This window comes from Emticicia oligotrophica DSM 17448 (assembly GCF_000263195.1).
Classification (GTDB): Bacteria; Bacteroidota; Bacteroidia; order Cytophagales; family Spirosomataceae; genus Emticicia; species Emticicia oligotrophica.
This window is the reverse complement of the sequence record NC_018748.1, coordinates 3,936,025-3,958,421: the sequence shown is the minus strand read 5'-3', so window position 1 is coordinate 3,958,421 and position 22,397 is coordinate 3,936,025. Positions and strand designations below refer to the sequence as shown.

Below are 22,397 nucleotides of genomic sequence, written 5' to 3'. Positions count from 1 at the left end.
ACTTATATGAATTAAGGTAATTTACCCATAGGTTTCCTATCAATAATAATCTCACGATTATATATATAATAAGGTAATAAACCTGATTTTTCAACAACTAATTGCCCGATTTGTGCACAACAAAATCTAATGAATGCACTTGTTAAACCGTAGCCTTTCTTGGTATGTAGAATTATTTTTCTTTCAAAAGGGTATTTACGTGCCTTTAGATTTACAGTTGTAGGCGTGTAGAATTTATCATTTTCTTTGCCCGCTGAAATTCCTATCACGTGTATTGTATTCATGAAAAATTGGCTTTTCGAATCATCAATATCACTTATCCAGTTTGCACCAATAAAACCAATTGCATTTGTATTTTTCTTAATGTATTCAATCACATCCTGATTCCCATCTGCAGCAAAAATATTGGCATTTTTAACATCCTTGATGCCAAGATTTTGCATCATGTAATTTAAATTACTTGAGCTACTATTATCAAATACTAATTTAATATCCTTATTCTTATTGCCTTCAAACATTTCTTTCAAATCTGAAGCAGATAAGTTTTTAATTGAGCTATTCAAATTTGAAATAATTGCTACTCCATCAAGAGCCATTTTGGCTGGCAAATAAGGAATTTTATTTGAAGTATATACTTCTTGCTCATTTGCAGTTGCTTCACGCGTTACGATGGCAATATTTACTGAATCGTTCATCATCAACGACATTGCTCGTTGTTCAGGTACATAAACCACGTTAATTTTTGCTTTTGGATAATGTGCATTGTAAGCCATTACTTCAGCATCTACTATTGGCTTAACAGATTCATCCGCAGCAATAGTAATTTCACCATCATTTGGTAAATCCTGTTTCTCTTGTGAATTACATTGCCACAAAAGCAATGACACAACAATAAATACAAAAATCCTTTTCATGTTCATCTGCTAAGATTAAGATTTGGATGTAAAATTATGAATTAATTTTACTAAGTCAATTCTATTTAGATTATTTTCTAAATATATAAACAATTCTTTCTACAAATAAATTCAAAAAAAACAAAATAGGTCACTTCGTTTCCGAAATGACCTATTTATATTAAAAAGAAAGAGCTTAGTTTTGGTTTTTAAACGCATGATAAGCCGTCCATCCTCTGAAACAACCGTATAATACTACCAAAATGCCCATAGCATAAGATACATTTACGGAAAGCGGAACTAGAAGCCATTGTCGTTTAATAACGTAAATACCCATTATGATATATCCCAGTGCTGTTAAAGCTCGAATATATACCGTAACCTGGCTCAATCCTTGTGGTTTTCTGTTTTGTAACATTATTCAAGAACGAAAGAGATTGGCATAGTAAAGAATACCCTTACGTTACGTCCGTTTTGCTTTCCAGGATTCCACTTTGGCATAGACTTCAATACACGTTGTGCTTCTTCGTCACATCCAAAACCAATTCCTTTCAAAATCTGAACGTCACCTAAGCTACCATCTTTCTCTACAACGAACTTGGCAAATACTTTACCAGAAACGTTTGCTCTTTGAGCGGCAGAAGGGTATTTAAGGTTTTTAGCAATAAAGCCATACATTTCCTTGATACCACCTGGAAACTCAGGTTGTTGTTCAACCGTAGTAAAGATTTCATCTTCTTTTGGTTGTTCAATTTCTACTGCTTTCGGTGCTTCTACTGGAGGTGGTGCGGCTGCAACTTCATCAGACTCAACACCTTCTTTAGTTTCGTTTGAGATTACCGCCTTCTCTATTTGTTCAGCTGGCGGTGGTGGCTCTTCGTTTTTAACTTCTTCATCTGGCTTTGGCTCAGGAGGAAGGAATTTAATGGTCGCAACTTCAGGTGGTTTTTGCTCTGGTGGCGGCGGTGGTGGAAGGTCAAGTGGTTTATCTTCCACTTTTTCTTCTTTCAACTTTGCTAAGTCAATTTCAACTGCCACTTCTTTTTTAGCTTTAGGCGTAATTGATGCATAAAGCATTGGAGCACCCACTGCTGCCAAAAATGCGACCGAACCATACAAAAGCGAGCGGTTTACCGTCTTTTTGTATGTCTTTCTTAAATCATAGGCTCCGTACGACTTGTTACGGTTTTCGAAGACCATATCATCTAAGGTTACATTGACATTATTTTTAGGGTCCATAATTTTAAAAATTAGCCATTAAATATGAATAATACTTAACGAGATTTCACGATTATTGCTTAGGAACAGCTATTTTCTGTTTGTAAATTTCGAGTTCTTCTTTCGAAGGGTCAACAATTGCATACAAATCAGATTTAGTAATAGCCATTTCGTCAAGAATATCTACTGTATTTTTATAAGTAGCATCATCGGTAGGCTTAATTACAACTGTGAACTTTGTTTGGTCAATTGCATTTACTCTTGCTTTCAAAATAGCGGTACGAATACCATCTTTTGAGTAATCAGTTTCCATCAATAATTCCGGAGTCAAATTTTTAGATGACTTTTGGTGATAGAAAACGCGATTATCTTTTCCCATTAGAATCGTAATCGTATTTGATTCTTTGATTTCTGCCGTTTCAGGTTTTTTGGTTTCATCCTTATCCTTTTCTGGCATATTCAATTTCATCATATTCGGCTTACTGAACGTCGTGGTGAACACAAAGAATGTAATCAGTAGGAAACCTAAATCTACCATGGGAGTCATGTCAACTCTTGCGGATTGTTTCTTGGCCCGTACCTTACCATCACCTTTGCCACCACCACTGGAGGTGTCTATTTCTGCCATTGTTTTACAATGTTTAGATGGTTTCTACTAATTAATTTGGTGCATTTTCAACACCCGTAATTAACTGAAACTTGTTGATATCTCTTTTACCAAGTTCGTTAAGTACTTTTTTTACTGCCGGATAGTTTGTGGCTGCATCGCCTCTCACCGCCAATTTAGCTGAAGGGTTTACTTCTAACAAGTAAGTTTGAACCCAATCACCTAATTCACTCTTTGTACTATCATTTGGAATACCTGGCATTACAACATTTAATTGGTCCTCTGGAGGCATATTCAAATATTGTTTTAAACCTAAGATACTGATTCCAAAATCTGATAATTTCTCAAAGCTTTTCAAATCTGTTGAACTAACAGAAACATTATACTTTTGAGCCATTCTTTGAAGCAGTTCACCACGTTGTTTTGCATCTGCAATACCAAAGTAATATTTTCCTTTCGGGTCAATACTTATGGTGGCTACACCTGTTTCAGGAATTTTTGTTTGCGAGATTGACGAAGGTGTGTCAATTGTTACTGATTCTTGACCTTTGAACTGAGTTGTCATGATAAAGAACGACAATAACAAGAATGCCACATCACACATCGCTGTCATATCCATGACAGGACTCTTTCGTTTGGGTTTTACTGCTGGCATAACTCCTTAATGATTTAGTTTTTACAAATATAACGAAAACAAATTAGATTATTGTCTAAATACTTAAATTATTTTTAGATATAATCCTAAATGTTTTATCTAATTAGTTATGAGCTGCAAAATTTTGTTGGATGCTCAAACCGATTTCGTCAATTTTGTAAGTTAAATCATCAATTTTAGATGTAAAGAAGTTATACATAATGATTGAGATTGCAGATGTACCGATACCTAACGCAGTGTTAATCAAGGCTTCAGAGATACCAGTTGCAAGAGCAGCTGCATCTGGAGCACCACCACCAGCACCTAAAGCTGAGAACGCACGAATCATACCTAATACAGTTCCTAATAAGGCGATCAAAGTTGATACAGTTGCCAAAGTTGAAAGAATTGTAAGGTTTTTTTCTAACATTGGAAGCTCTAATGATGTAGCTTCTTCTACTTCTTTTTGAAGAGCTGCTAATTTTTGTTCTTTGTCTAAAGAAGCGTCAGTTGTAAGAAGGCTGTATTTTCCTAATGCAGTTTTTACTACATTTCCTACAGAACCTTTTTGTTTGTCGCACTCTTTGATTGCATCAGCAACGTTGTTAGCATCTAATAAAGAACGTACTTTACGAACGAAAGCATCGATATTACCTGTACCAGAAGCTTTGTTAATTGTGAAGAAACGCTCGATAGAGAAAACTAATACACAAAGGAAACATGTCATCAAGATTGGTACGACAACACCACCACTGTGGATAAGGCCAAAGAAGTCACCTGGTTTTGGTTTGTGTTTTTCGGCATCAAGGAAGTGACTAGAATCTCCTAAGATGAATACGTAAGTTGCAATTGCAATTCCAAGAAGTACTGGAATTGTGAAAGCTGGGTTTAATCCACCACCAGTTGATTGTTTTGCTGCTGGTTTAGCTGCAGGGGCTGCTGTCTTTTTTTCCATTAGATTAGAAAATTTTAGGGTTTTAAAAAGTTAAAAATGTTTATTTTGTTAATTAAAAGATTAAAAAATTAAAAATACGAGCTATTTCAAAAGAAAATACTGCCAATCCAGATAAAGTATTCTTTTTAATTTTTTGACAATTTTATAGAAAAACCGTGAAACAAAAAAGTATAAATACAATTAATTTTTATTCAAAAAATGATTTATTGAACTTTTCCAAGATTTCTTTAGTATCACTTTGATACAATAAGAAGTCTTAACATTTTAGCTATCAACTACTTAGCAATACTTTCAAATTGATACAAAAAATTGTAATACTAAATTTTATGTACCATTTTTTTTTTGCTACAATTTTGGGGTATTTACCAACCAAAACATATAAAAAGTATTATTGCTTATTGCTATCTACTTTTATTCTCTCATCACGATTTACCAATTCCCAAGCAGTTTGAAAAACTAATCGAGATATTTGCTGGTATTTTGGAAATAAGATTTTCTCAACATCATCACCCGGACGGTGGTAATCTTCATGTACACCTGTAAAATAAAAAATTACTGGAATTTTATTCTTTGCAAAATTATAATGGTCCGAACGATAATAAAAACGATTAGGGTCTTTAGGGTCATTGAAAGTATAGTCTAAATCAAAATTTATATACTTCTTATTGACATCTTCACTGATTTTATGTAATTCTGATGATAATTTATCTGAACCAATCAAATAGACATATTCTTCTTTGGGAGCATGTTGTTTATCAATTCTACCAATCATATCAATATTCAAATCGCACACAGTATTTGCCAATGGAACAATAGGGTCTTTATCAGTATAATATTGAGAACCTAATAAACCTTTTTCTTCGCCAGTAACTGTCATAAATAGAATACTTCTACGAGGACCATTTCCTGCTTGTTTTGCTTTTGCGAATGCCTCTGCAATTTCAAGTACTGCACAAGTACCCGAACCATCATCATCAGCACCGTTGTGAATTTGTCCATTCTGAATACCCACATGGTCGTAATGTGCTGTGATTAATACCACTTCATCCTTTTTATCAGTACCTTCTAAGAAACCTAATACATTTTGAGTTTCGACTGGCACTTCTCCTCTTTCAACTTTAATTGATATTTTCGATGACTTCAGTTTTTTTGCAGTACTTTGCCCTGTTTGAGCGATTTCATCAACTGCTTTTGATAACTTGGTAATCTTCGTATCTAACATTTCAGCTGCCATTTCAGAAGAGACGAAAAACGTAGGGTTTGCCGTAGCTTTTTCTGATGAATTCGAAGAATTAAAACTCAGTTGATTAAAACGCGATAAAACAGCTTTTCGCTCTGCTGCTAATGAAGAAAATTTGCTTGCATCTGTAGCTGAAACAACAAAAAACATCTTTGCACCGTGAGTTAATGCGATATTGATTTTCTTTTGTAAACCACTTCTATCTGACCATTCTGACTTTTCGGCATCTTTAGTAAACATCCATTTGCCTTCTTTATCTTTAGGCTCACCATCAAAAAAAACTACAGCTTTACCTTCAACATTAATATCTTTGTAATCACTATAATTATCTAGTTCAATTCCATACCCCGCAAATATCACCGAAATTGATTGTTCATCTGGAATACTGGTCAAACCATTTGGATAATAATCTTTGAAAAACTCCTTTTTCTTGTTGCCTATTTTAATGTAGGCATCTTTCCATACCTTGCGATACAAATTAAAAGGTTGAAAATAACCTTTGCTACCATCTTTTTGTGGAGCAATTGGTCTTAAACCTAAATCAGCAAAATGTTTCGCAATATAATTAGCGGCTTTTTTTTGACCTTCAGAACCCGTATCTCTTCCCTCTAAGCTATCTGAAGCAATGTAAGTGAGGTGTCGTTTTAAATCTTGGGCTGTGATAGAAGAAGCGTACTCAGAAGATTTATCTTGGGCATAAATTGCCGTACTCATTAAAAATGATAAAAACAGCGTTTTTTTCATGAAAATCGGTAGGTTTGTTGAATATTTTCAGTAAAAATAATGGTTTTCAATTTAGAAATCATCTTTTAAATATATTTTTGCTGCAATTCAGTAGAAATACATACAAATGACTAAAGAAGAAGTTTTAAAGAAATATTTTGGTTACGATTCATTCCGTCCACTACAAGCTGAAATTATAGAAACTATTATTGCCCAAAAAGACTGTATGGTTTTAATGCCAACGGGTGGTGGTAAATCTATTTGTTTTCAAGTTCCCGCAATGGTAATGCCTGGCATTACATTGGTCATTTCTCCACTTATTGCATTGATGCAAGACCAAGTACAAGCCCTAAAATCAAATGGAATACCTGCAGCTTTTTTAAATAGTACGCTTTCAACAATCGAACAGAGAACCATTGAAGAGGATTGTAAAAATGGTTCCTTAAAACTCCTGTATATCTCGCCCGAAAAACTATTTTCAAATAATTATCTTGGATTTATCAAAACCCTCAATGTGAATCAGATAGCCATTGATGAATCTCACTGTGTATCTACTTGGGGGCATGATTTTAGACCCGAATATATTCAATTAAAAGCTTTAAAAGATACTTTCCCCAATGTACCAATGGTAGCTTTAACAGCTACGGCCGATAGAGTGACAAGAAAGGATATTTTAAATCAATTAGGGATTCCTGAGGCACTTATATTCATATCATCGTTTGATAGGCCAAACTTAAATCTCCGAGTTTTACCGGGACGAAATAGACTTAAAGTAATCCATGAATTTATTGCCAAACGCACTAATCAGTCGGGAATTATATATTGTTTGAGTAGAAAAAACACGGAAGACGTTGCAGAAGGATTAAGAAAATTAGGCATAAGAGCAATGCATTATCATGCTGGCCTAGATGCACAAACACGTGCTGAAGTACAAGACGCCTATATAAAAGATGAAATCCAAGTCATCGTAGCAACAATCGCCTTTGGTATGGGGATAGACAAATCTAACGTGAGATTTGTGATTCATTATAGTTTACCCTCAAATGTAGAAAGTTTTTACCAAGAAATTGGTAGAGCAGGCAGAGATGGTATGAAATCTGACACCCTTTTATTTTACAGTTTTGGCGATATCATTACCCGCAAAGAAATGATTCAAAAATCTGAACTTCCCGATGAAATGAAGGAGGTTCAATTGGCCAAGCTTGAAAGAATGAAACAATACGCTGAATCTGAAATTTGTAGAAGGCGTGTGCTCATGAGTTACTTCAATGAAGAAACTAATAACGATTGCGGAAATTGTGATGTGTGCCAAAACCCTCCACAAAGATTCGATGCAACCATCTTCGCACAAAAAGCATTATCGGCCATTGCAAGAGCAGAACAAAAAGCGGCTATGGGTATGTTGATTGATATTCTTCGAGGTTCTCAGAATCGTTCAATTTATGAAAAAGGATTTCAGAATTTGAAAACCTTTGGAGTAGGAAAAGAGCTAAAATACGAAGAATGGGCTGAGTATATTACACAAATGCTTAACTCTGGAATAGTTGATATTGCCTATGACGAACACCATTATTTAAAACTAAACCCCGTTTCATGGCAAGTATTAAAAAATGAAAGAAAAGTTGAACTAGTAAGATTTGAACCTTATGATGTTAAAAAAGCACGTTTAGATGAAGATGTGCCTAGAGAAAGAACGAAAAAAGATGTAATAAAAGATGCTTTGTTTGAGAAATTAAGGATACTTAGAAAGAAAATTGCTGAAGAGCAAAATATTCCTCCCTTTGTTGTATTTTCTGATGCTACGCTTTCAGATATGGCACAAAAAAGGCCAATCAATCGTTTCCAAATGATGGCCGTTTCTGGCGTTGGTGAACAAAAATTCAGAATGTATGGAGATGAATTTATCAATGAAATATTGAGATTTAGTGGTGAAAATCCGACCATCGCACGTGCTAAGCAAGAGAAAGGAATGACTTTTTTGGAAACTTTTGAAATGTATAAGAATGGTCTTACACTTGAAGAAATGGCAGCTAAACGTTCACTAAATCCCGTGACGATTGTGAGTCATTTAGTAAAACTTTTTGAAGATGGCCAAGAGGTAGATTTGTGGCAATACATTATGAAATACGAGTATAATCAAATCATTGCCGAAGCCATTAAGATGAATATTCAAAAAGGCGATGCAATTAAGCCATTATTTGAAGCACTGGAGGGTATTTATGATTATGGGAAACTAAGAATAGCCTTAGCGATTTGGGCAAAACAAAACGTATAAAATCCTTTTTTTAAAACTTGATTTACCGTTTAGTAAAATCTTTACTAAAAGTTTGATTATTAGCTCGAAGTACGCTTAATTTCGATGTCCTTATTATCAAACTTTTATGAAAAGACTACCTATACTTTTGCTATTTATTTGCTTTGCTTATAACTCATTCGGGCAATATACATCTATCAATCTCCCCTATCCTTCCGATGTTTGTGCAGGAAATGACTACGTAGTAAGTGTTTACTCAGTTGGAATCAATACTGGAACAGCACTTACCATACAACTATCAAATGATGACTTTAACTCAAATGTCATTGTTATTGGTTCTGGAAATTATACAGGCAATTATCCAGAGTCAATTACCTGCAATATTCCTTCAAACACGGCCGCTGGAACTTACAAAATACGAGCAACTTTCATTAGTACGCCAACGGGAACATTTTATAATTCATCTTCATTTAGTGTTGTCAAAGGCACGCCGGGTGCATCATTAACCGGAACCTTTGGATTTGATGCCTGTGGTAGCGGGGTTAATGTACCCATTACATTTACTGGTTCTGGGCCATTTACGTTTAGTTATAAGAAAGATTATGAAAGCCCATTAACCCAAACAGCTTATACACTACCATATAACTTATATCTTAGTCAAGCTGGCACTTATACCTTACTAAGTGTTTCAAATGCCTGTGGAACTGGAACAGTTTCTCCAACTCAAAATAATGCCACAGTAAACGTTACCCCTCCAATATTAACCATCGGAACACCAAGTGATGACAATATATGTATTGGTAATAAAATTTACGTTCCATTTACATCTAACCAAAACTGCTACGGCTATACTGTGCAAATCTCAGATGAAAATGGTGAGAATTTTAGAAATTTACCAACCGAAACTAATTATAGTTTTCCAAATAGACTTACGGCAACCATTACAGATGTTGGGCAACCCACAGCAAGTGGATATAAGCTAAGAATAAAAGTTTATGCAAATTCGGTTGAATATTTCAGTCCAGTTTCTACAACAACCCTTACACTTCGTCAAAAATCAAGTTATAATGTAACTGTTGTGGATGCCGTTGATTACTACAACCCAAATCAAATTGCTAAGGGCGAAAATGTAAAAATTAGAGTTACCCTCACGGGCACGGCTCCGTGGATTTTAAATTTTGATAATTCTGCTTTAAAAATCACCAATAATACTTATGATTTACAGGTATCTCCGGTAAGTTCAAAAAAATATACATTCGGACCTTTAGTAGATGGAAATGGCTGTGTTAATAGTTTTGAGCAATCTGTAGATATTTCAGTGAAAGACTTGATTTTCAAAATGAGAATCCAAGACAATAAAAATTTGGATATCTATTCACACTTTAGAAATTACTGCAAAGACGAATATTTACATGTAGATTATAATGTTCGTGGACAAATGCCCGAAGATAGTTTCAAAATTCAAATGGCAAATGTTAATGATTTACAAAATAATATTGAAGATTGGCAGGATGTAGTATTTTTCCGAACAGGAAATGATGAAATTTTAGATGTTGAGATTCCAGCATGGGTAAAAACAGGTAAAAATAGAATCAGATTCGTTCCTAAAAATACTTCTTTAAGCTATGCTAACACAACAGTTGATTACATCAACGACTCTTTTACCCCTTCGAGTGACTTTATTGTTATGAACCGTTCCACTGGTTCTATTACTGGCGAAAGTACGATAAAAATTTCCCCAAATGAATCATTTTATATTCCATACAAATTTAGTGGAGGCCCTGATTTTTATGCCAATAATTTTGGAAGTTTAAAGCCTTATAAACCTATACTTGTTACCGACAAAGGGCAAACCATTGATTATAATAGTTTATTAATTGGAGGTTTTAATGCACTTACTGGAATTACAAAGGTTGATACCGTTACTAAAAATATTAAGTTTTATTTGTATAAAGTAGATGCCAACACAGCTGCTTCAGGAGATTTATCATGTTCAGAAAGAGGTTTCTCACATGCATTAGATAGTTTAAGTGTAATAGTTGTTCCAAATGACCTAACCCATTCGATTACAGTTGGAAATATTTCTGGGTTAAACAATCTATGTGGAGGTAGTTTAGTTACAATTCCGTTTACTACTACTGGCAGTTTTACAGCGGGAACTGTTTATCAGGTTCAACTTCAAGAATATAACAATTCTTATAGTACTAACCCAAACACTAATTTCTTTGATGTACCAACCCAAGCCTATACTACTCCTAATCAACTTACCTTTACCATGCCTAAAAGTTTAGGAGCTTATCAAGATATCTATTATAAAGTTAGGATAGTTGCAAGTAACCCAAATGTAATAGGCACTTCTGCACAGTGGTTGGTGGTTACTAAACAACCTCCATACATTGAATTATCTGGAGATTCTTACATACAACCGGGTGAAACTGGTGTTATCAAAATAAAGGCGGGTTATTACCCTAGTTTTAACTTTAATATTTCTGGTGGAGGATGGACAAGCCCCAGTCTAAGTTCATATAGTTATTCAACAAGTTATTTCCAAGATTATACCGTTAGCATCAACTCTGGTGGCATTGCTGGGGCACAAATTGATTACTTACCAATTAATGCAAGTAATAGTTGTGGAAACGGAGAATATGTCGGTCGAGGTAGATTGAATGTAGTGGCCACTCCGAAAATTGTTTTAGGAACACCCACTCCTTCGAATACTTGTCAACCAACCAAAATACTCATTCCATTTACAACAAATTTAAGCTTTGAAAACGATAATGCATTTAGTGCTAAAGTATGGCATACTTACTATGGCTACGAATACATAGTTCCGAACGTAACCGTAAAAAAATTGAGTAATAGTTTTGAAGTAAGTATCCCTTATCAAAATCTTGCTACTACTTACAACATTAAAGTGTTTTCTAAAAACCCTTATGCTACCAGCAATACAGCAAACGTATTTTTAAAAACCTCACCTTATGCTTATTCCAGCCCTTCAGACGTTGAAGTAGAATATGGGGATGCCGTAACTCTGAATTATAATATTTACGATGGGACATCGCCCTTTAATTTCAAACTTGATCAAGGTGATAAACTTTTAAATATTCTTGGAAGCAATAGCACTTATAATCATACAATTACCCCACAATATTCGAAGAATTATTATCTAACCAATCTTTTCGATGCTAATAATTGTCAATCTGTTGCAGCCGCACCTTATCAACAGGTAACAGTCATTGAGAAAAAACAAGCCATTGAAATTAATCGATTGAGTGTTTCTCATTTATGTTCAAATGCAAACGTGAATGTATATTTTCTTTCGTCGGGTACATTTACCAATTTTACTTTACAACTATCAGACGCCAATGGTGCAAATTTTGCGGATATTTCAACGACACAGAGTGGAAATACATTAATTGGTACTATACCAAATGCACTTCCAGCAGGAAATAATTACCGAATTCGAATTAAAGGAATTACCGGTGGAAGCCCTATTTTCAGTTTAGCAAATAATATTGGGCTAACCTCAGTCAGCGGAAGTCTTACTGCCACCATTAGTGGAAATCAAGCAATTATTAAAGACCAAAATTCGCTTTATTTTACAGAACAAGTAGCTACACTGAAAGTTGATTTTACTGGAATAGGCCCTTATAAATTTAATCTATACGATGGAACGAATACCACAACCATTATTACTCATTCAAATCCTTATTATTTTCAGGTAAAACCCTCTAATACAACCACCTACACCTTACAAAACCTAAGTAATGATTGCGGCAATGGTAATGTTTCAGGAAGTGCCACTGTGAATGTAGTATTTCTTGAAACGGGTAATGCTTCGGCAAGAATTTGTTATGGACAAACCATAACAGTTCCATTTACTCAAACGGGCACATTTGGCCCATCTACTAATTATTTTATTGACCTTTACTACGTAATTCCTTACAATAATACTAGAGCTTTTACTTCAAATATCTATTCACTACCGGCAACCGTGGTTGGCAACACTCTCCAAGCAACAATACCTAATACCCTTCCAGTGGCTACTGGATATGAAGGATATCCAAATGTAAGTGTATATTGGGTTAGAGTGAGGACAAATAATCCAAAGGTTATTGGAACTTGGTCAACAAATGGAGGAACGTCAATTGGTGAAGGGGCTCCGACAGTCAAAATTTTAGGTTCAACCAATATACTAAGTGGTCAGGTTGCCACGCTTACTTTACAAACCGATAAGCTTGCGGGAGGAATAAGTGTGGTTTTAAATAACGGTAGTTCAAATGAAACAATCAATTTTAGTGGTTTGTCAATACCTATTGAAAAATACCCTATTACTACTACCACCTATACTGTTTTGAATGTTGCTAATGGTTGTAATATTAGCAGTACAATTGGAAGCCCCAATAGTGCCACTGTGACGGTAGGAGCCTGTCCACCAAGTCAAATAGTAACTATTACACATACAAGTGGGCAAGTTAAAAAATACGAAACAAGCGGGGCACTTACTGCTATAAATACGATTCAAAGTGGAGCAAATATTACTTATGACTCGCAGAAAGTAATTTTACTAAATCCAGGATTTCAAGTAAACAATAATGCCAATTTCAAAGCACAAATTGATGGCTGCGGAAATTTCTAAAATCATTATCGTAGATTCGTACGATATTTTTTTCAATTTTCTTTGAATCCTGTATCTTTAAGCTGGTAGAAAAACACCTCTTAAATGACCAATTTGCTATTATTAATCATTTGTCTTTCGTTGGGGGGAATCCTCCAACGAATAAAAGGCATACCCAAAGATACACACCATGCCCTAAATGCAATTATTATAAACGTGTGCTTACCTGCTCTAACTTTACTTTATACAACCGAAATTAAGTTTAATATGAGTCAGCTTTTGCCTGTACTCATGCCCTACATCCTTTATATTTGTTCTTTTTTATTTTTCAATGGAATTGCTCCGATTTTTAATCTTGATAGAAGTAGTATTGGAGCATTAACTATTACGGCTGGCATTAGTAGTATTTCATTTGTAGGATTTCCAATTTTTGAAATCCTATATGGAAAAGCGGGTGTTCAAATAGGTATTTTAATGAGTCAAGCGGGCTCTTTTGTTGTTTGTGGAACTTTAGGAATCATTACAGCTTCTTATTATTCATCCTCTGAGCCTTCCATCAAAAAAATTATTACGAATATTTTTACTTTCCCACCGTTTATGGCTTTTTGTATAGCTGCCATATTTAATATTGCTGGCTTTCATTTTCCTGCAATCATTGCTGAAACACTGCAAAAATTAGGTAGTCCGTTTACCGTTCTTGCCCTAATTTCGGTTGGATTTCAGATTAACTTTAAGAGAGAAAACTTTACACAAACGCCGCTTTTATTAGGTTTATTTTTTAAACTATTGCTCGCTCCTTTGATAATCTTTGTATTATACCTTATTTTGCTCAAAGAAAATTCTTGGGTCGGTCAAATGTGCGTGGTTGCAGCGGGTTTAGGCTCCATGAATACCGCCTCAATTATTGCCATAAATCATCGTTTAAACCCACCTTTAGCCACGATGATGATTGGAATCAGTATTCCGATTTCAATATTAACATCAGTTTGCATACATTTCTTAATTTCAAACTAAACCTAACACTCCCTTTACCTATTGGAGGATTAAACAATGAAAAAACTCTTTACAAATTTAACTTTTTGGGTATTAACTGCCATTTTAGCAGGCGTTTTATTAGGTCATTACAACCCCGAATTTGCCTTAAAACCCTTATTTGAAAAAGGATTTAAGCAAAATTTGTTTATATCAGAATTTGAAATAAAAAATACTTTTAGCGAATTTCTCAGTAGCATATTTATAAGTATTGTTAAACTTTTTATCAACCCAATTATTTTCTTAACAATCACTTTAGGAATCATTTCTATGGGTGATTTGAAAAAAGTGGGAAAAGTAGGTGCTAAAGCTCTTTTATACTTCGAAGTAGTTACTACAATCGCACTTTTGGTGGGTATTGTCGTGGCTAATGTAATTCGTCCAGGAGATGGTGTTGTTACTGACACAATTAAAGGAGGCGATATTTCGAAATACACCAAAAGTGCCAGTGAATTTAGTTGGTTAAAGTTCTTCTTTGACAATGTTACCCTTCAAGTATTAGTCATTGCGATTGCTCTTGGAGTTGGATTAAGTAATTATTCTGGAAGACAAAAAGTCGTTGATTTTCTCAGTCCAATTTCTAAAAAAGTATTTTGGGCTTTGCACAAAGTAATGCTTTTTGCTCCTATTGGTGCATTTGGTGGAATGGCATTCACTATTGCCAAGTATGGTATCCATACGCTTCTACCCTTAGCTAAACTCATGGGAACAGTTTATGTGACAATGGCCGTATTTATCTTTGTAGTGCTTGCATTAATACTGAGATATTATAAAATTAGCCTGTGGGCCTTCCTCAAATTTATTCGTGAAGAATTATTGATTGTACTTGGCACTTCCTCTTCTGAAGCTGGTTTACCATCATTAATGGAAAAGCTAGAAAAAATGGGTTGTTCCAAATCGGTCGTTGGTTTAGTAGTACCAGCAGGTTATTCATTTAATCTTGATGGAACAACCATTTATTTATCAATGGCAGTAATATTTTTGGCCCAAGTTTTTAATGTTCACCTCGATTTCCAACAAATTCTTACCATAATCGGAATTTTGATGGTCACTTCGAAAGGTGCTGCGGGTGTTACTGGAAGTGGGTTTATTGTGCTTGCCTCTACTCTAACGGCAGTTAAAGTAATTCCAGTTGAAGGATTAGCTCTTTTGTTGGGTGTTGATAGATTCATGTCTGAAGCCCGTGCCATAACCAATTTCATCGGAAATGGAGTGGCTACTATTTGGCTTTCAAACAATGAAAAGGAATTCGACCGCCAAAAAATGAAAACTGCTTTTAGTCATATTTCTGACTATGAAGACATCATCAAGGATAATATCAATAACAAATAATTAGATAAAAGGCTTAGAAAGTGGGCAAAAACTGTTATTTGAGCAAAAAAAGGTTTTTTTCTTTAACTCTAAGCCTTTTCAGCCTTACCTTCGCATCATCAAACAACCTTTTATTCGAAAATGAGTACTAAAAAGAATTTAAAAGAAGAAGCCCTACATTATCATGCTAAAGGCCGCCCCGGAAAAATTGAAGTAGTTCCGAGTAAAGAATACGCAACCCAACGTGACCTTTCTTTGGCCTATTCACCGGGTGTTGCTGACCCATGTATGGCTATTTACGAGAACCCAGAAGATGTGTATAAATACACCGCTAAAGGAAATCTCGTAGCTGTAATTTCCAATGGAACTGCCGTTTTAGGACTTGGAGATATTGGTCCAGAAGCAGGAAAGCCAGTAATGGAAGGAAAAGGACTTCTATTTAAAATTTATGCCGATATTGATGTTTTTGATATTGAATTAAACACCAAAGATGTAGATGAATTTGTACGTACTGTTAAAATTCTTGAACCTACTTTTGGTGGAGTAAACCTTGAAGATATTTCTGCTCCAGAATGTTTTGAAATTGAAGAACGTTTGAAGGCAGAGCTGAATATTCCCGTGATGCACGATGACCAACACGGAACAGCCATCATTTCTTCAGCGGCTCTTTTAAATGCTCTTGAATTAGTAAACAAAGATATTTCAAAGGTAAAAATTATTATCAATGGTGCAGGTGCCTCGGCCATTTCTTGTACGCGTCTGTATAATTCTTTAGGTGCTGAAAAGAAGAATATCTTTATGTTTGATAGTAAAGGCTTGATTCACCCAAGCCGCACCAATCTTGATGGTAAAAAAATTGAATTTGCCAACGATAATATGCCTGCCGAAACTACTTTAGCAGAAGCTTTAGTAGGTGCCGATGTATTTGTTGGACTTTCTAAAGGTAATATTCTCACTCAAGACATGGTAAAATCAATGGCATCTGATGCGATTGTTTTTGCAATGGCCAATCCTACGCCTGAAATTTCATTCGAAGAAGCCACGGCCGCTCGTGAAGATATTATCATGGCTACTGGACGCTCTGATTATCCAAACCAAGTAAATAACGTACTGGGTTTCCCATACATTTTCCGTGGTGCTTTAGATGTTCGCTCGAAAGTAATCAATGAGGAAATGAAATTGGCAGCGGTTCGTGCATTGGCTGAATTAGCTAAAAAACCGGTTCCAGATATTGTTAATTTAGCTTACGGAGAATCAAATCTTTCGTTTGGAAGAAATTATATCATTCCAAAGCCAGTTGACCCTCGATTGCTTACCACAGTTGCACCAGCGGTAGCAAAGGCTGCTATGGAAACAGGTGTAGCGAAATTCCCAATTAAAGATTGGGAAGCTTATGATACACAATTATCTAAACGATTGGGGCAAGATAATTCGTTGAAAAAAGCCATTAGAACGAAAGCGAAATTGAATCCAAAACGTATTGTTTTTGCTGATGCTGAAAACTTAACCGTATTGAAAGCAGCACAAGAAGTACAAGATGAAAAAATTGCCACACCAATTTTGTTGGGAAATGTAGCACGAATAACTCAATTATTGGATGAAAATAACATTGATTTACCATACGCTGAAATCATTGACCCACGTGCTGATGAGCAAGAAGAGCGATTAGAAAAATTCGGTGCGATTTTCTTTGAAAAACGTAAACGTAAAGGTTATAATCAATTTGAAGCGAAACAATTAATGCGTAATCGCAACTATTTTGGTGCGATGATGATTGAAACTGGTGAAGCTGATGCCATGATTGGTGGTATGACTCGTAACTACCCTGAAACCATTCGTCCGGCATTACAAATTATTGGTCGTCAGGAAGGAGTGAAAAAAGTATCAGGAATGTATATCTTAATGAGCCGTTTTGGCCCTTTATTCTTAGCCGATACTACGGTCAACTTTAACCCAACAGCTGAGGAAATTGTTGAAATCACTGAATTAGCGGCCAAAGAAGTAGAGAAATTTAATATCAAACCACGTATTGCATTACTTACTTACTCAAACTTTGGTAGTGCAGATGGTGAAGATGCACAAAAAATGCAAAAAGCAGTGGCTATTCTAAAAGACAAGCATCCAAATATGGTTGTTGATGGAGAAATGCAAGCTCACTTACCTTTTGATATTGATTTATTGAAAGAAAATCATCCTTTCAGTGATTTGGTTGATGGAAGAGCAAACACACTCATTTTCCCGAATTTATCTTCTTCAAATATCGCTTATAATATTGTTAAAGAAGTTGCTAATATTGATAAAATCGGACCAATTTTATTAGGTTTGAAAAAGCCTGTACACGTATTACAATTAGGTAGTTCTGTGCGTGAAATCGTTGATATGGTGGCTATTGCGGTAGTAGGAGCTCAAGGAAAATAACTTGATTTCCAGAAATATTAAAGCCTTGCAAATGATATTTGCAAGGCTTTTTAATGACACTAATAAGAACTCAACAAAAATATCTCTTCAAATGAATTAATTGTTGAGGAATTGGCTTTGAATTCCAATGTTCATGTATAACTAAGGCGGCTCCTAAAGCAGAAGCTTGGGCAATTTCTGAAGCAAATATTTGTTTATTCGCATACGATTCCGCCAATAAATTCATATAAATCTCATTTTTCGAAAATCCACCATCTACATAAATCTGCTTGGGCTTACTCCAACCCATCACCGAATTTAATGAAGCTACTTGCTGTGCCACTAAATCAAGCATAAATTGATGATAAGCTTCTTCATAAGATTTGAATAAATTAAGATTTCTTTCTACGAATGGACAATCTTTCAACAAACCCACATCAACGGTTTCGGGTGTTGCTTGTTTGAACTTATTTCTCAAAAACCACACCATCTCGTGGTCATATTTTACTTGCTTATAGTAATCTATTTCCTTGCCAAAATACTCAGCAAGATGTTTGGTTTGACGTTCATGTTCGTTTCCAGCAAAAAGACGTGCAGCTTTTACAGGATTTCCTTGATAATTGAGATAGCAAAGACAGTCTTTTTGTAGCTCGGCATCAGTCAATGGTTCATCATTAAAAGGATTTAAACTTATGGCCCAAGTACCCGTAGAAAGCAGTATAAATCTTTCATCAAATGATTTCAAGTAAGGCACTAATGCAGATGAACTATCATGAATACCTACACCAACGGCAATACCTTCGATATTTGTTGCAACATTCGATACCGAAGGCTTTTGTTGAATTGAATGTATATGTTCTGATTCAAGCCAAGTATGATAATCTTTCTTCTGAAAGTCCCAAATGGCTGTATGACAACCAACACTGGTTATCTCTGAAACAGGTTGTTTTGTAAATAAATAGCTACAATATTGAGGTAAATGCAGCGAATATTTGATTTGATGAAAAATGCTTGGTTTTGATTCTTTCAACCAATAAAGTTGTAATCCAGAATTCAGCATGCCTAGTTCAGGAGATGCAGTTTCTGTAAAAAAACCCGATGAATACTTATCTGTAAACGCTTTACTCATTTGGCGAGTAAACGGTTTAAGGTAATTATACAATGGTGTGAGCGGTTTCCCTTCAGAATTCAAATGAACCAAAGTAGCACCGTAAGCGGAAAAATTAAGACCAACTACCTCATAATCAGGATTTTGCTTAATACTTTCAAGCGTTTTTTTAAGCCAAGAACTTAGTTGAATTAAATCATCACAAGGAAAGCCATCGTCGTCTAAAACTTCTTCAAATTGCGATTGTTCTTCTTTTACTATTTGATAATCCTCATTAAAAAGAAGTAATTTCTTATTGGTTTTTCCAATATCAAAAACGGCACAGACTTTCATGAAATAAATTTGAAGCTTATATGAGTAGTTTTATTTCTAAAAAAATATTGCTGTAAAAATACAAATTTATATCATACCTACAAGCCTGTGCCCTACTGCTTTTAAACAAGAAAGCCCTACATTTTCTTTGCAGGGCTTTCAAATTAAACTTTAAAAAATTACAATCTAAAGTTTTTCAAATTATATGTAAAAGTCAACATAAAATATCTCGTAAGCACTTGATTACGAGCATCTTCAATGTAAGCCGTCGAAACATTTCTAGCAATACTATTATTTTGTTTCAAAATATCAAAAACATTTAGTCTAATTTCAGCAGCTTGTTTTTTCAAAAATTTATACCCAAAACCAGCATTCCAAAGTGTAAAGTTTTGATTAAACCCTGAACCTAGACCAGAATACGCCTGATTTAAAACTTCAGATTGTAGCAAAAATCCTTTTCCAAACAACCAGTTAATTTTGAAAGAGGTATTTTGGAAAACATATTTTGTATTGAGCGAAGTTTGTACTGAATTTCTAACAATACTGTAAGTTGGCGTGTATGAAAGCGTAAAATCAACTTTTTCACTCAAATTACTACTCAAAACAGCCCCACCATTAATTCCGTAAGTATTAGTGAAACTTTTTACGTTATTAATCATATTGGGATTTTTGGCATAACTTACCCCGGCACTTAAGTTTAAATTCGACTTAATTTTTGAAACAGGAATACCATAACTCATAAATGTTCGGGCATTTAATGCTCCGTCGAGGTTAATTGGTTTTGTTAGTTGAGAACCTTTAAAAAGTGTTATTCCAGGGGCTAAAATATAATCTTTATCTGCTATGAATGTTGATTGAACAATTGAATTATTCGCGTAAGTCAAATTCAAAAACATCATAATATTTTGAGCGGTTTTAGCATTTGTAATACCATATCTAAACGAAAGATTATGACTATAATCTTGTTTCAAATCTGGATTTCCTGTAGATAGCTGCGTTGGATTACTATTGTTAATTACTCCTTGTAACTGGGTAACAGATGGAGCATTGGTATTGGTACGATAGAAAATTCGAAAGTTTGCATTATTCGTAAAACGATAATTAAACATGGCATTTGGTAAAATACTATTAAATGCATACTTAACATCCTGTGCAATTGGATAGGTTTGTTGACTAGCTAATTGTGCATTTTGGTAGGCCGCTCCTAATGTAAAAAATCCATTTTTACTTCTCAAACGATAGCTCATACCCGTTCGGTTCGTCAAATACGTATTATCAAAAACACTACTTAAAGAAGTTTTTAGAACACTATATGTAAACAGTTTTTCATCGTAAGCATTTACTTCTCTATCAGAATTACTAAGTGTGTAGTTCACATTATGGTCGAATTGGAGTTGACCCATTTTTCCAACTGGTTCAGTGTAAGTTACTCCAATTGACATACGATTACTATTGGTTTGTGAATTTGTTTGTTGATTAACCAACTGCGTTGTATCTCTTGGAGTAAAATATCTACTAATAGAGTATTGTGCTGTAATGCCCGTTTGGTCACTGACTGTACTTCCTAAATTGACTGAAAATGTACGTCCATTTTTGGCAAAACGATGACGAAATAATAAATCACCCGAAAAATTAAAACCATTATTTGAAGAGTTTCGACTTGTAGCATTTGTATTGATTGTCTGACTATTCAAGAAAGTTCGGCTCGAAAGCGTGGATAAGGCATCGTTTCCTTGCCAGCTAATTCTTGGCGTAAAAACAATAGAATTATTTTTATCAATAGTATATTCTAATCGCACGTTTGCACGATGATTTAGATTTTTATTTTGTGTAGTGCTAGTATCATGATACATTTGAGGTACAGAACCCAAATATTCACGAGAAGTAATACTTTGATTACCATTATTGGCTGCATTAAAGAAATAACTTGTTGAAAGTTTTACTTTTTTACCAAGATTATCACTATAATTTAAACCTATTGAAGTAGTTTTTGCGATTCCAGGTTGTTGACCGACCATAAAATTACCAGCATCACCACCGCCACCGCCACCTTGGCCACCGCCAGCACCTCGTGGCCCTGTTCCGCCACCTCCTCCACTTTGTGGACGCATACCACCTCCACCACCTTGGCCACCACCAAAACCACCCATACCTCCGCCACCAGAATTACCTAGTACGCCTAAAATATCTTGGTTAGAAAAGTTTTGTTGGTTAATGTTGTTAGATAAACCAATGATAGTCAAGCGTTGGTCTTTCTTGAAAAAATTAACACTTGCACCAGATTGATAGCGTTGGTCATCGCCTGCACCAGCATAAATTTTACCAAACTGCCCATTATTTTTATTTTGACGAGTAGTAATATTGATTGTTTTTACAGAATTACCATCGTCAAACCCTGTAAACTGTGCTTGTTCACTCAAACGGTCGAATACCTGAATTCTATCTACTACTTCTGCAGGTAAGTTTTTTAGAGCCAAAGCTGCGTCATCGCCAAAGAATTCCTGACCATCAACGGTTACTTTCTTTACTTCCTCACCTTGTGCTTTTACAACCCCATTTTCGATTGTAACTCCCGGCATTTTCTTTACCAAATCCTCAACCGTAGCATCTGGATTTGTTTTAAAAGCACTAGCATTATATTGAATTGTATCGCCTTTTTGTTCAACTCGCACTTGTTTTTCACGAACCGTCACTTCGCCGAGTTGACTAGCATTTTCTGATAATTTTAAAATCCCTAAATCTTTTAATCCATTTCCGAGCGATACCCTTGTTTCAAGATTAGCGTATCCAATTGAAGAAATTCTGAGTTTATAGTTGCCAGTTTTTAAGTTGCTCAATTTGAAAGCCCCATTAACATCGGCCAAAACTCCTTTACGCAGTGTAGAGTCTCGTGCATTGATTAATAATATACTTGCTCCAGAAACACCTGTATTATCTTGAGCATCTTTGACAACTCCGGTGAGTTCTGAGTTCTGTGCAAAGACAGAAATACTAACTATTATCAAAGTAAACGTCTGAAGTAACAGCTTTTTCATATATTTTCAGCTAAAATCAATTTTAAAATCAAAACCAATGTTATCAATATTCAATTGATT

14 protein-coding genes are annotated in these 22,397 nt (G+C 35.0%); 5 read left to right on the top strand and 9 right to left on the bottom strand.

Going from position 1 to position 22,397, the window contains the following annotated elements; genetic code table 11:
* Positions 1-11 precede the first annotated feature (11 nt).
* The 7 genes from EMTOL_RS16370 to EMTOL_RS16340 form a co-directional block, all read right to left on the bottom strand.
* Positions 12-914: a PstS family phosphate ABC transporter substrate-binding protein gene (locus EMTOL_RS16370; RefSeq protein ID WP_015030425.1), complete on the bottom strand. Its 903-nt coding sequence runs from the start codon at positions 912-914 to the stop codon at positions 12-14.
* A gap of 175 nt (positions 915-1,089) precedes the next feature.
* Positions 1,090-1,311, bottom strand: coding sequence for a hypothetical protein (locus EMTOL_RS16365; RefSeq protein WP_015030424.1), 222 nt, complete (start codon positions 1,309-1,311; stop codon positions 1,090-1,092).
* Complete coding sequence (locus EMTOL_RS16360; protein ID WP_015030423.1) at positions 1,311-2,132, bottom strand: energy transducer TonB; 822 nt, start codon at positions 2,130-2,132, stop codon at positions 1,311-1,313. Before EMTOL_RS16360 ends, EMTOL_RS16365 begins: the two co-directional genes overlap by 1 nt.
* 52 nt (positions 2,133-2,184) lie before the next feature.
* Positions 2,185-2,739, bottom strand: coding sequence for a biopolymer transporter ExbD (locus tag EMTOL_RS16355; RefSeq protein ID WP_015030422.1), 555 nt, complete (start codon positions 2,737-2,739; stop codon positions 2,185-2,187).
* A gap of 31 nt (positions 2,740-2,770) precedes the next feature.
* Positions 2,771-3,373: an ExbD/TolR family protein gene (locus EMTOL_RS16350; protein ID WP_015030421.1), complete on the bottom strand. Its 603-nt coding sequence runs from the start codon at positions 3,371-3,373 to the stop codon at positions 2,771-2,773.
* 103 nt (positions 3,374-3,476) lie between these two features.
* Positions 3,477-4,307 carry a MotA/TolQ/ExbB proton channel family protein gene (locus EMTOL_RS16345; RefSeq protein ID WP_015030420.1) on the bottom strand — a complete coding sequence of 277 codons (831 nt, stop codon included), beginning with the start codon at positions 4,305-4,307 and terminating at the stop codon, positions 3,477-3,479.
* A 388-nt stretch (positions 4,308-4,695) separates the two neighbouring features.
* Positions 4,696-6,291 carry a M28 family peptidase gene (locus EMTOL_RS16340; RefSeq protein ID WP_015030419.1) on the bottom strand — a complete coding sequence of 532 codons (1,596 nt, stop codon included), beginning with the start codon at positions 6,289-6,291 and terminating at the stop codon, positions 4,696-4,698.
* Positions 6,292-6,397: 106 nt separating this feature from the next.
* Between EMTOL_RS16340 and recQ the strand changes: the two genes are divergently transcribed.
* From recQ to EMTOL_RS16315, 5 genes are all read left to right on the top strand, one after another.
* Positions 6,398-8,545: a DNA helicase RecQ gene (recQ, locus tag EMTOL_RS16335; RefSeq protein ID WP_015030418.1), complete on the top strand. Its 2,148-nt coding sequence runs from the start codon at positions 6,398-6,400 to the stop codon at positions 8,543-8,545.
* 106 nt (positions 8,546-8,651) lie between these two features.
* Complete coding sequence (locus tag EMTOL_RS16330; protein WP_015030417.1) at positions 8,652-13,163, top strand: 3-coathanger stack domain-containing protein; 4,512 nt, start codon at positions 8,652-8,654, stop codon at positions 13,161-13,163.
* A gap of 84 nt (positions 13,164-13,247) precedes the next feature.
* Positions 13,248-14,156, top strand: a complete 909-nt coding sequence (locus EMTOL_RS16325; RefSeq protein ID WP_015030416.1) for an AEC family transporter — start codon at positions 13,248-13,250, stop codon at positions 14,154-14,156.
* A gap of 36 nt (positions 14,157-14,192) precedes the next feature.
* Positions 14,193-15,506: a cation:dicarboxylate symporter family transporter gene (locus EMTOL_RS16320; RefSeq protein WP_015030415.1), complete on the top strand. Its 1,314-nt coding sequence runs from the start codon at positions 14,193-14,195 to the stop codon at positions 15,504-15,506.
* 120 nt (positions 15,507-15,626) lie between these two features.
* Entirely contained in the window at positions 15,627-17,903 is a 2,277-nt protein-coding gene (locus EMTOL_RS16315) for an NADP-dependent malic enzyme (protein ID WP_015030414.1), read from the top strand.
* A gap of 70 nt (positions 17,904-17,973) precedes the next feature.
* Here the strand turns inward: EMTOL_RS16315 and EMTOL_RS16310 are convergent, their stop codons facing one another.
* Positions 17,974-19,323 (bottom strand): FGGY-family carbohydrate kinase, encoded by a 1,350-nt coding sequence (locus EMTOL_RS16310; protein ID WP_015030413.1) that lies wholly within the window; start codon positions 19,321-19,323, stop codon positions 17,974-17,976.
* Positions 19,324-19,481: 158 nt separating this feature from the next.
* On the bottom strand, positions 19,482-22,337 hold the full coding sequence (locus EMTOL_RS16305) for a TonB-dependent receptor (protein WP_015030412.1): 2,856 nt from the start codon (positions 22,335-22,337) through the stop codon (positions 19,482-19,484).
* Positions 22,338-22,397: the final 60 nt, after the last annotated feature.